Origin of the sequence: Kineobactrum salinum (assembly GCF_010669285.1) — a bacterium.
GTDB lineage: Bacteria > Pseudomonadota > Gammaproteobacteria > Pseudomonadales > Halieaceae > Kineobactrum > Kineobactrum salinum.
In genome coordinates this window covers 2,922,134-2,934,169 of record NZ_CP048711.1, presented here as the reverse complement: position 1 = coordinate 2,934,169, position 12,036 = coordinate 2,922,134, and the positions used below count along the sequence as shown (strand labels likewise).

Below are 12,036 nucleotides of genomic sequence, written 5' to 3'. Positions count from 1 at the left end.
TACGACTCATGGGCCAATTATTCCCCGCTCAGTATGACTGCCGCGCAAATGCGAAACCCACCGGCTTGGTGGCCCGCCGCCACCTGTTGACACGCGCAAGCTGATTGTGATGCCGCCAACCGGGGCGTGCAACTGTCATTTCCGCGGTATTCTGAGCGTTGCCTTGCTCCCAATGATAGGCTAGTGTTGCCAGAAGCCCTGCAGGGATCGGTCAGGTCAGGGCCCCGGGGCCGGCAGGCCCGTCCATAATTCATCAAAAAGGCATGTAAGCACAAAAGGACGCTATGCTGATTTGTCTCGCCCGATGCGGCGACAACAGAGGACGGAAACCGCTGGGTACGATCTTCAGGGCAGCTATCGTAGCGCTGTGCGGACTGGTGAGCCTCCATTGCGGGGCCGAGGTCGCCGTTATCGTCTCTCCCTCGATCCCGGTGGATACCCTGCCTGCGTCCCAGGTCCAGAACATCTTCCTGGGCCGCTCCAGCTATTTTCCCGGTGAGTTGCGCGCCATTCCGGTAGACCAGGCGGAGGGCAGCGAGACCCAGCGGGCATTTTATCGTGATGTCATGGGCCAGTCCCCGGCCCAGATCAAATCTCACTGGTCGAAGATTCTGTTTACCGGCCGCGGCCGCCCCCCAGGCAGGTTGCCAACGATGAGGAAATGAAACAACTGGTGGCGGGCAATCCCGGCATGATCGGCTACATCGACGAGTCCAGCCTGGACAGCAGTGTCAAGGCCCTGGACCTGTCTCCCTAGCGAGGACGAGGCTACCATGCCCGAGGAAACTGCCACCTCCCCGGCCCCCCCCGGCCACAGCCCGTCGGCCGATGGCGCAAAGCAACCCAGCGCCTGCTCGAGTCCCACATCCTGTTTCCCGCCTTCGGCCTGGTGATCAGCGTGGGACTGTGGGCCGGAGTGTTCTACCTGATCGACGTGGAACGCCGCAATGCGGAGGCCGCAGCCCGGCTGTTGACCCGTGACCAGACCGAAACCTACGAGGCCCAGGTAGTAAGGGTGTTGCGCGAGATCGACAGCGACTTTCAGTTGCTTCAGTACGCCTCCGAGCAACACGGGATGGATGCGGCCCTGACGGTGTTGGAGCAGAGAAACCTGCTGCCACCGGCATTCCTGTTTACCGTTGCCCTGCTGGACCCGAACCGCGAATTGATAGCGAGCACCCAGGACGGCGACAGCACTGCGGACTACCGTGAACTACCCCCTGCCAGGCCGGACAGCGAACAGTTACAGGTGGCGCCACCGCGACGGGATCCGCAATCCGGAGAATGGGAGCTGGCTTTCAGCCAGGGCCTGAACACAGCCGATGGCAGCTTCGCGGGGACCGCCGTTATCACAGTGGATGCCGCGTTTTTCGTCGCTGGCTTCGAAGCCGGGAAAATGGGCGCCCAGGGCATGCTCGGCCTGGTGGGCACCGACGGTGTAGTGCGGGTGCGGCGCACTGGGGATCAGGTGGCGGCCGGAGACCAGATCGACTATCAACGCCTGGTGCCCGACCCCGACGCCGTGAACACCGAAGTGCGGCTGATAACATCCACCATCGACGGCACGGAGCGCTATCTCGGTGCCCGCCAGCTCTATGATTTTCCGCTGGCGGTATCTGCCGCGCTGTCCCGGAAGGAACAATTGGCTCCTACCGAAGCCCGTGTGCGCACCTACTACTGGCGCACTGCCGCGGCCAATGCGGTGCTGCTGTTGATTCTCGCGCTGATGGGGCTGATGAGCCACAAACTGGCCCGGAGCCGCAGGCAGGAAGTACGGGCCCGGATAGCGCACGCCCGGCAGGTCGAATACCTGGCCTATCATGACGGTCTGACCGGGCTACCCAATCGCAGCCTGTTCAGCAAGCTGCTGGCCCAGAGCATTGCCCAGGCGCAGCGTCACAACAGGAAGCTCGGGGTGTTGTTTCTGGACCTGGATCACTTCAAGCAGATCAACGACACGCTGGGACACGACGCGGGCGACCAGTTGCTGGAGGAAGTGGGGTCAAGGCTGAAAAGCTGTGTGCGCGAAAGCGACACCGTCGCCCGCCTGGGGGGCGACGAATTCGTCGTGGTCCTGCCCGAGATCACCGACGAAATCTACACCACGACGGTGGCACGCAAGATGATTGCCGCCATCGCCCGGCCCTACATTCTGGCGGGGCAGGAATTCCGGGTCACCGCCAGTATCGGTATCGCGACCTATCCCGAAAGCGGCCTCGACGAACAGACCCTGACCAAAAATGCGGACATCGCGATGTACAGGGCCAAGGAGGAAGGCAAGAACAACTTCCAGATCTACTCGGAAAAGCTGCACACGGAATCGCTGGACCGGCTCAGCCTGGAATCCAGCCTGCGCCATGCCCTGGAACTGGACCAGTTCACGGTGTACTACCAGGCCAAGCAGGACGTGACCACGAGCGCTGTCACTGGCATGGAAGCATTGCTGCGCTGGCAGCATCCGGACCTGGGGCTGGTCGCGCCGATGCGATTCCTTCCTCTGGCCGAGGAAATAGGCCTTGCTATCCCCATCGGTAAATGGGTGTTACGGACGGTCTGCGAGCAAAACGCCCGCTGGCAGCAACAGGGCTTCACCCAGGTGAGTATTGCGGTAAACCTGACCGAGAAACAGTTCTTCGACCCCAGCCTGGCGGAGGACATCGCTGCCATCCTCCAGCAGACCGGGGTAGCTGCGAACCTGTTGGAACTGGAAATCAATGAATCCATCCTGATGCGTGACACTGAACAGGCCCTGGCCGCGCTGAACGGACTCAAGGCAGTGGGCGTACGTATCGCGATAGACAATTTCGGCGTTGGTTATTCCTCACTCGCCATGCTGCGAGAATTGCCGCTCGATGCCATCAAGATAGACCGGGCCTTCATTCGGGACCTGTCCGACACCGCCGACGACAACGCCCTGGCCCAGGCCATCGTCAAGATAGGCCGCACCATGGGTCTGACTGTGGTGGCCCAGGGCGTCGAATCCGAGGAGCAGGTGGTGTTTCTGCGCGAACATGCCTGCGATGAAGTGCAGGGATTCTACTTCAACAACCCGGTGCCGGCAGAGGAATTCACCGCCCTGCTCACGCGCCACCTCGCTGCCAGATCCGGTGACACAGGCGGCGACTGACGCTCCCGCGCCAGGGATCCACGGCGCTCGCCGCCATTGACCCTGTTGGGGCAGGCGGATTGCCTGTGACGGATTTATCGCCCACACTGCGGAAATTGCCATCAGGGCCTGAAACGCCTGCTACCGGGCCGCTGTTGGAACGACTTCATGCGGCAAGATCATCTTGACGGGGTACAAGGTATGTATTCCTGGACGACCATCCGTGTGTTCTGTCTGGTATTGCTGCTACTGCCAATCGCCCACCTGGCCTGGCTGACCTCGCGCGAAGCCCTGATCGCAATGGACCACTCCCCCAGCGCCTGGGAGCACGAGGTCGCCGCTTATGCCCGGGCCGATCGCGAACGACGCCTGCCCACCGACCCCGTGGTGGTCGTGGGTGGGCGGGCGGTCAAGCTCTGGCAGGGTCTGGAGCAGCTCCTGGCACCCCGCCCGGTGCTGTTGCGGGGGCTGGGAGCAGCCACAGTCGATGACATCAACCATTACTATGAACAACTGATCGGTTTCTACCAGCCCAAGAGTGTGGTGCTGCTGCCCGGCACCAGCAATTTCCATGTCCGCGACAACAAGGACCCGGCGGAGCTGCTGCAGGCAGTGCAGGAACTGGAGGCCCAGGATGCTGCCCACGGCGTCACCCGGAACTTCTATGTATTCGCTCCGCTCAAATTGCCCTTCTATCCCGGGGATCACGAGCGGATGGCACAATCCGCCGTGCTGCTGCAAAGCTGGGCTGCCACCCGGCCACGGGTCACAGTACTGGACCCCAACCCCCTGCTGGCCGACCGCACAGGGGCTCCCGCGGCACAATTCTTCCGGCCAGGCGGCCGGCACCTGAACGAGCACGGCTATCTGCGCCTGGGAATGCTGCTGCGGGAGCACATCCACCGCCCACCAGGACAGGCCACCGAAGGCGAGACACTGGCCTCAGGCATCCGCTAACACCCCCTCAGGGTGAGATCGCGGTCCGCCGCCAGCCCGGCAGGGCTCCACTGCCGGGCACTTCCCCCAAGGCGCAGCGGGCACCACACAAAGGGTCACAATTGCCGGAGAATGCGCTAGAATCCCGCAATGCTGACCGAAATCCCTGCAACAGTGCCGGATACCCCTCTTCTGAACGCCATCGATCAGGGTGCCCGCCTGCGCGACCTGGACAGCGGCCAGCTCGCTCAGCTGACCGAAGAACTGCGTGCCTACCTGCTCTATACCGTGGGCCAGACTGGCGGCCACTTCGGTGCCGGCCTCGGGGTAGCCGAGCTGAGCGTCGCCCTGCACGCCATCTACGACACACCCCACGACCGCATCGTCTGGGACGTGGGCCACCAGACCTACCCCCACAAGATCCTGACCGGCCGGATGCAGCGCATGCACAGCATGCGCCAGGCGGGCGGACTTTCCGGCTTCCCCAAGCGCAGTGAGAGCGACTACGACACCTTCGGCGTGGGTCATTCCTCTACCAGCATTTCGGCCGCAATGGGCATGGCCCTGGCCGCGCGGCAGCAGGGGATAGCGCGCAAGGTGGTGGCCGTCATCGGCGACGGTGCCATCACCGGTGGCATGGCTATTGAAGCGCTCGCCCATGCTGGCCACGTGCGCCCGGACATGCTGGTGGTGCTGAACGACAACCAGATGTCCATCGGCCACAATACCGGTGGCCTGGCCACCTATTTTGCCAAGCTCTGGGCGAGCAAGACCTATATTGCGATGCGCGAAGGCTCCAAGAAGGTACTGAAACGCATCCGGCCCGCCTGGGATCTGGCCAAGCGTGCCGAAGAACACATGAAGGGCATGGTGGCCCCCGGCACCCTGTTCGAGGAGTTGGGCTGGCACTATATCGGCCCACTGGACGGTCACGACCTGCCCCAACTGCTGCAGACCCTGGAAAACATGAAGGACCTCGAGGGCCCCCAGTTCCTGCACATCCGCACCATGAAGGGCAAGGGCTTCGCCCCCGCAGAGACGGACCCGGTAGGCTATCACGCCATCAACAAGATTGAGGCCAAACCCAAGGGGCCCCAGCCCGCAGTGCCCGCCGCTCCCAAGAAGCCCAAGTATCAGGATATTTTTGGACGCTGGCTGTGTGACATGGCCGAACTGGACCCGCAGCTGGTCGGTATTACCCCTGCCATGTGCGAAGGCTCCGGCATGGTGGATTTTGCCCGCCAGTTTCCCGAGCGCTACTACGACGTGGCCATCGCCGAACAGCACGCCATCACGCTGGCCGCCGGCATGGCCTGCGACGGCCTGAAGCCGGTGGTCGCCATCTACTCCACCTTCCTGCAACGGGGCTACGACCAGCTGATCCACGATGTGGCGCTGCAAAAACTCGACGTCACCTTTGCCATCGACCGCGCCGGACTGGTCGGCCAGGACGGCCCCACCCACCACGGCGCGTTTGACCTCAGCTACCTGCGCTGCATTCCCAACATGGTGATCGGCGCGCCCTCCGATGAAAATGAATGCCGGCAGATGCTCTATACCGGCTACCAGCACCCGGGACCGGCCGCCATCCGCTACCCCAGAGGTACCGGCCCCGGCGCGATCATCGCCCATGAAATGGCCGCCCTGGAAATCGGCAAGGCGGTACAGGTACGCACAGGCAGCCGCGTGGCGATCCTGAGCTTCGGCACCCTGCTGCCCGAGGCGGTAACGGCTGCGGAGCGCCTCAACGCCACCGTGGTGGACATGCGCTGGGTGAAACCATTGGACGAGGACCTGGTGATCGCGATGGCCTCCCAGCACGAATTGCTGGTAACCCTGGAGGAAAACGCACTGGCCGGCGGCGCAGGCGCCGGTGTCAACGAGCTGCTGGCGGCCCGCGGCCTGGTGACAGCCGTTCTCAATCTCGGACTCCCGGACCAGTTCCAGGACCACGGCAGTCAGCAGGAGCAGCGCCGGGCGGTGGGGTTGGATGCGGAGGGGATTGCCGGCAGCATCCGGGCGCGCCTGACTGCCGGTGAGCTGCACGGCCAGAGGCTGACGCAGAATGCTGTGCCGGTGATGCGCTGAGTGGCGTCCACGGCTCAACTTTCCGGGTTTTCGATCCGCCGTCAATGAATGTGCTCTGTATCGCCACCTCCTATCCGGCGGACGAACAAGATTGGCGCGGAGTATTCATCCACCATCTGGTACATGCGCTCGCACGCAAGCCGGAGCTACAACTGTCGGTCTGGGCACCACCGGGAATACTGCCTTCAAATGTGCGCTACGCGGCCAACCCCCGGGAACAAGCCATGCTTGCTGCCCTGATGGCGGATGGCGGTATCGCCCACCTGATGCGGAGCGGCCGCGCGGCCGCGCTGAGCAAGCCCTGGCAGCTGCTGGGCATGTTGCGCTCCCTCTATCGTCGCGAAAATGCTACCGAGCTGTATCACCTGAACTGGCTTCAAACAGCTCTGCCACTGCCGGCAGACGACAAGCCAGCCCTGATCACCGTGCTCGGCACCGACCTGAAATTTCTCAAACTACCCTTGGTGAAGCCCCTGCTACGGCGAGTGATACGCAAACGGGCCGTCATCATCTGTCCCAATGCCGAGTGGATGCAGGCGCCATTGCAGTCTGCCTTTGGCGACGTCGCCCGTATTCAACCTGTGATCTTTGGCATCGACCCTGTGTGGTATGCCATGCAGCGCCAACCCAATACAGAGCACCCTCGTTGGCTGGCCGTCACCCGCCTGACCCGCGACAAGTTGGGACCGCTGCTGGAGTGGTCAGAGCCGCTGTTCAAGGGGCAAGCCAGACAGCTACACCTGTTGGGCCCGATGCAGGAGCAGATCACCTTACCAAACTGGGTGCACTACCACGGCCCGGCCACTCCGGAGCAATTGTCTACCCACTGGTTCCCGCAGGCGCATGGCCTTGTCACCCTGAGCAAGCATGCGGAAGGCCGGCCGCAGGTCATGCTGGAAGCCATGGCGGCGGGGCTGCCCATTATCGCCTCGGACATGCCAGCCCACGCCAGCCTTGTACAACAAAGTTCCACCGGGGAGCTTTGCAGCGACCTGGCAAGCTACAGCAGTGCTCTGCAGAAGCTTGAGGATCCGTCCACCAACCAGCAGTACGGACGCAACGCACGCGCCTGGACGTTGCAAGAGGTAGGCACCTGGGATGACTGCGCCGGACGCTACCTGGCACTGTATAAGGTGCTGCTGGCGGGCGGCCATGATTAAGCGCGTACTGGTAATCGGCGCTGGCGGCTTTATCGGAGGAACACTCTGCCAGGTTCTCAGCAACCAGGGCATTCATGTCAGAACTCTTTCACGCAGCGGACTTTACCCGAATCTGACTGGTGATGAACACATCGTCAGCGACTGCCATCAACCCTCCCAACTGGCTCCTTTGCTGGACAACGTGGACGCGGTAGTTTACCTGGCGGCGACAAGCACTCCCGGCAGCAGTGCCGGTAAACCGTCGGCAGAACTGGGAGGTAATCTGGCACCACTGGTTGTGACACTGGAAGCGCTCCAGGCGCAGCCGAGCATACCCCTCGTATACTTTTCATCCGCCGGAGCGCTCTATGACGAGTGCAGCCGGGAAGCCTCCTGCGAAAATGACTTGCCGCGGCCGCGATCCTATCACGGTGCCGCCAAAGTGGCCGCAGAACAGTTCATTGGCGCCTGGTCCCAGCAGTTTGGCGGCAGCGCCACCGTCATCAGGCCTTCAAACGTGTACGGCCCTGGCCAGGCAGAAAAAGCAGGCTTCGGAATTGTGCCGACCACCCTGGGCTGCATCAGGCGTGGCAAAACACTGACCGTTTGGGGCGACGGCTCCGCTGTGCGGGACTACCTCTATATCGACGACCTTATCAGCCTTACTCTGGCCGCGCTGGAACAGCCTCCAGCAAATGAAGTACGCACACTGAATGCCGCCAGCGGCGAGAGCGTCAGCCTCAACGAGCTGTTCGCCCTGGCCGAGTTGGCCAGCGGTCAATCTTTACAGCGCAGTCATGTAGGCAGCCGTGCGGTGGACGCCAGCAGGGTTACCATCAGTGCAGATTGGGCGCGGCAGACATTGGGCTGGCGGCCATTGGTGCCACTCGCAGAGGGACTCAAGCGGACATGGCTGTGGTTGAACACTACCCAGCCCTGAAGCGGGCTGATGCGCCGCTGGTCTCCGTCTGCGTCGCCCACTATAAGGGGCCTGAGCTGATAGCGACCTGCCTGGACTCCGTACTGGCGCAGGACTGTGATTTCGAAGTAGAGATCATCGTACATGACGATGCCTCTCCAGATGACTCAGTGACGTTTCTGCGGAAACGTTACCCCCAGGTAGAACTCCTGGTCAGCGAAAAGAACGCAGGATTTTGTGTGGCCAACAACCGGATGGTGGCCCACGCGCGGGGCAAGTATGTGTTGCTGCTTAACAATGATGCCGCCCTGTTCACTGATGCCCTGGCCACCCTGGCAACAGCAGCGGCGCAGCAGAAACCGCCGGGCATTCTCACCCTGCCGCAGTACGACTGGGAAAGCGGAGAACTGGTGGACCGGGGTTGCCTGCTGGACCCCTTCTATAATCCCGTGCCCAACATGGACCCCGAGCGAAGGGACGTGGCGATGGTAATTGGGGCCTGTTTGTGGATTGAGCGAGGCCTCTGGGACCGGCTGGGCGGGTTCCCGGAATGGTTTGATTCTATAGGGGAGGATCTTTACCTATGTTGTGCAGCCAGGCTGGTAGGGCTGTCGGTTCAGTCGCTAACAGAAAGTGGGTACCGGCACCGTCAAGGAGGGAGCTTTGGCGGCAACAAACCGCAAGGCGGCAGGCTTGCAAGCAACTACCGAAGAAGACGCTTTAGTGAACGGAACAAGACATTCACGCTTCTTGTCATGACACCGACCGCAGTAGTGTGGCCGCTACTTCTAACCCATGTGCTACTACTCGTGGCTGAGGGGCTGATGTTCAGCATCCTCCGCCGTGATCCGAGGTCGTTTGCCCAGATCTACCTCAACGTATTGCAGGAAGTCGCAAATAGAGGATCGCAACTCAGGACTGAACGCTCAAAATACCAGACATCCAGAGTGATAACCTTCTCCTGCTACTTTGGGCACTTCAGCTTGCTTCCGCACAAATTGGTCATGCTGTACCGTTACGGTTTACCCACGCTAACGCACAACACAAACCATTGACTACTGAAAACGTACCTCTAATGCCGACCATCACGAGCATCGTAGTCACATACCATCCCAAGTCAGATGAACTTGCGCCCTTACTTGAGCGTTTGCTACTGCAAACTGACCGGGTAATCCTGGTGGACAATACTCCGGGCCATGAAAACCCCGGACTTGCGGCTCTATGCTTGGAATCTTCCGCGCCCAAGCGATGCGTCACCATTCGTTTTGGCGAGAATCTTGGTATAGCCAAGGCGCTGAATGAAGGCTGCGAGCGTGCGAAATCCTTGGGCACGGAATTTGTTCTGCTCAGCGACCAAGACAGCCTGCCTAATACCGACATGGTAGCGAAGCTCATTGAATGTTACCAAGCTTGTGCGCAGCAATACGGCAATGTCGCTGCGGTAGGCCCCACATATACTGATATTCACACGGAATTGACTTACCCCTTCCAGATCCAGAAGCCCGGTGATATTTTCTATTCTCATGCGGTAGCAGATGAAAGCCAGCCTTACCTGGAAACATTCTCCTTAATCACCTCAGGCACACTGGTACCGATGTCGGCACTACTACAGGTAGGCCCCATGCGCGAAGATCTTTTCATTGACCAAGTAGACATCGAATGGGGAATGAGGGCAAGGCACCTGGGATTTCGGCTCATGGGCTGCGGATCTGCCAGGATGTACCAACGTATGGGGGAAAACTCTGTGCGGGTTTGGTATTTCGGCTGGAGGAATGAAAGCCTGTACAGCCCGTTGCGACTGTACTACCGATTAAGAAACTTTGTCGCCCTACTCAAGGATCCGAAAATCAGCTGGCGCTGGAAGGTTCGCAGTAGCTGGTATTCGCTAGGATTGGTGTATACCCACATTGTATTCGCACCTCAGCGTTACACTAGCGCTATATTCGCTATTAAAGGCCTGTACGATGGCATCAGAGGTCGGATGGGGAGATTACGGGGCACCTCGTTATTGGAAAACATTTCCACACTAGGTGGCCAGTCAAACATATCTCGCAAGAACTAGAAAAAATAGTCCTCTCCTAACATCAAACCTGCTGGGATGGAAGACCTAGAAAATATGATATATCTCCGAGCCGACAAGCTCTCGATACCATAACCTTAAAATATAGGAACCCAATTCGCGGCGACAATTTGGATATTGTAAGACACAGTAAATGTGCAAACCTAAACTCAGTATATCGATTAAATATCAACACGAGGTAATGAATAAACAAAACAAATTTTTGAATGAACCCTACGGGACGATACTTGAACAAATGTGGAAGATAAGTTTCCAAGTACGAGGTTTCGCAGTAGTCATGAAGCTGATGGTTACCATGATTTTGCCGAACTCTCTTTATCAACAAGTCACCCAGATGACATGGGTTTTCATGATATAAGATCATTTCGCTTGAATAAATCGAAAGCATGCCTAATTTATGAATTCTCGCTCCAAATTCCATATCTCCCCCATACCTTACAGGAAGAAACAAACCTGTCTTCTTAAGTACGTTGCTTCGGACAGCGAAATTCCTAGTGTCAACTCGTTTTAAAGCAGATTCATTTAAGAAATCAGCTACAATTCGGTCATATAGCATCTGCTCATACAATGCAATGGGATTTTTATTGATACCGAAAGATTTTCCAGTGACAGCTGCCACCGCATCGTTTTCGAATGTGTTTGAGATGGCGCTCAACCAGTCATCACTAACAATGCAATCTGAATCGATAAATGCCAAAACCTCTGCGTCTAGCTCATTCAACGCATATCTTATTCCTGAATTTCTGGCAACATACGAACCCGCGCCCAACTCTCTCAACAAGACAACTTGAGGCTGCGTACGACAATAATTTTGCATTTCGTTGTAGTTTCTATCAGACGATCCATTGTCCACAACCACGATAGAGAGACCGTCTCTGAACCCACCTATGGAAATCAACTTATCGAGTGCTGGAACTATGCGCGGATCATTTTTTACGGGAATTATTACAGCAATTCTATGCATGAGAAATTATCCTAGCTTTCTACAAATGAATATTCTTTCTCCGCGAGTCAAACCGTAATCAACCACTTGGGGCCCACGACCCACATACTCCTCCTCGATCATGAAGCCCACACTCCTCACCCTTTCACGAAAATCTGCTCCATACATCCTCAAATGATCTGATTGTCCGAAGTGTAAAACCCGCAACGCGGGATCAGTAATATTATCATTTTCATACGTGCTATCCCAACCTTCGACTAATGGCACCGTTACAACAAGAGACCCCCCAGTAACAAGAATCCGATAGAGTTCGGATAGCGCCTTTTGGTCATCGACATGCTCCAAAACATGATTACAAATAACACTTCCTTGGCTTTCTGAACGCAATTTGATGTCTTCTATATTCAATTGCAGGTCGGCGTCGGCATGGAGGTCAGCCGTCGAGTATTCTTCAAAGCAACCCTGCAAACGATCAGACAACATCTTTTCAGCGGCAAAATGTAACACAGGAGATTGCAAGCTTTTATTATCCGAGAACCATAACCAGAATAGTCTATGTCTTTCGAGCGACCCGCACGTCGGACATAAAGCATCGATTCTAGGTGGAAAACCTGCCAGTCCAAAATAGCCCGAAAAATTACAGACAGGACATCGTCGCTCGGCAATAGGCTGAGTCGCTCTGAGACGCTCAAGACCATCTAATACTGGCTTAGGAATAACCAGTCTCACCAACTTTCGAACAAGTCTTGGTATTTGAGAAATCATGATGTGAGAAGGACTCCAACTAACAACATAGCACCCAAGTTCACATAAATTATGTGCTTT

At 58.1% G+C, this 12,036-nt stretch carries 10 protein-coding genes; 8 read left to right on the top strand and 2 right to left on the bottom strand.

Annotation, left to right across the window (positions count from 1 at the left end; genetic code table 11):
* Positions 1–377: 377 nt before the first annotated feature.
* The 8 genes from G3T16_RS12840 to G3T16_RS12805 all read left to right on the top strand — a co-directional run bounded on the left by G3T16_RS12840 (position 378) and on the right by G3T16_RS12805 (position 10,250).
* Positions 378–665 (top strand): type 2 periplasmic-binding domain-containing protein, encoded by a 288-nt coding sequence (locus G3T16_RS12840; protein WP_163495602.1) that lies wholly within the window; start codon positions 378–380, stop codon positions 663–665.
* Positions 666–898: 233 nt separating this feature from the next.
* Complete coding sequence (locus tag G3T16_RS12835; protein ID WP_197911664.1) at positions 899–3,127, top strand: putative bifunctional diguanylate cyclase/phosphodiesterase; 2,229 nt, start codon at positions 899–901, stop codon at positions 3,125–3,127.
* Positions 3,128–3,307: 180 nt separating this feature from the next.
* The gene (locus tag G3T16_RS12830; protein WP_163495601.1) at positions 3,308–4,063 is read left to right on the top strand and encodes an SGNH/GDSL hydrolase family protein; all 756 of its coding nucleotides are present in this window, start codon (positions 3,308–3,310) and stop codon (positions 4,061–4,063) included.
* 129 nt (positions 4,064–4,192) lie between these two features.
* On the top strand, positions 4,193–6,130 hold the full coding sequence (gene dxs, locus G3T16_RS12825; protein WP_163495600.1) for a 1-deoxy-D-xylulose-5-phosphate synthase: 1,938 nt from the start codon (positions 4,193–4,195) through the stop codon (positions 6,128–6,130).
* 44 nt (positions 6,131–6,174) lie between these two features.
* The gene (locus G3T16_RS12820; protein ID WP_163495599.1) at positions 6,175–7,290 is read left to right on the top strand and encodes a glycosyltransferase family 4 protein; all 1,116 of its coding nucleotides are present in this window, start codon (positions 6,175–6,177) and stop codon (positions 7,288–7,290) included.
* Complete coding sequence (locus G3T16_RS12815) at positions 7,283–8,209, top strand: NAD-dependent epimerase/dehydratase family protein (protein ID WP_163495598.1); 927 nt, start codon at positions 7,283–7,285, stop codon at positions 8,207–8,209. Before G3T16_RS12820 ends, G3T16_RS12815 begins: the two co-directional genes overlap by 8 nt.
* Entirely contained in the window at positions 8,185–9,243 is a 1,059-nt protein-coding gene (locus G3T16_RS12810; protein WP_197911663.1) for a glycosyltransferase family 2 protein, read from the top strand. Before G3T16_RS12815 ends, G3T16_RS12810 begins: the two co-directional genes overlap by 25 nt.
* Positions 9,244–9,263: 20 nt before the next feature.
* Positions 9,264–10,250 carry a glycosyltransferase family 2 protein gene (locus tag G3T16_RS12805; protein ID WP_163495596.1) on the top strand — a complete coding sequence of 329 codons (987 nt, stop codon included), beginning with the start codon at positions 9,264–9,266 and terminating at the stop codon, positions 10,248–10,250.
* 22 nt (positions 10,251–10,272) lie between these two features.
* Here the strand turns inward: G3T16_RS12805 and G3T16_RS12800 are convergent, their stop codons facing one another.
* Positions 10,273–11,232 carry a glycosyltransferase gene (locus tag G3T16_RS12800; RefSeq protein ID WP_163495595.1) on the bottom strand — a complete coding sequence of 320 codons (960 nt, stop codon included), beginning with the start codon at positions 11,230–11,232 and terminating at the stop codon, positions 10,273–10,275.
* A gap of 6 nt (positions 11,233–11,238) precedes the next feature.
* Positions 11,239–11,976: a methyltransferase domain-containing protein gene (locus tag G3T16_RS12795; protein WP_163495594.1), complete on the bottom strand. Its 738-nt coding sequence runs from the start codon at positions 11,974–11,976 to the stop codon at positions 11,239–11,241.
* Between the last annotated feature and the right edge of the window lie 60 nt (positions 11,977–12,036).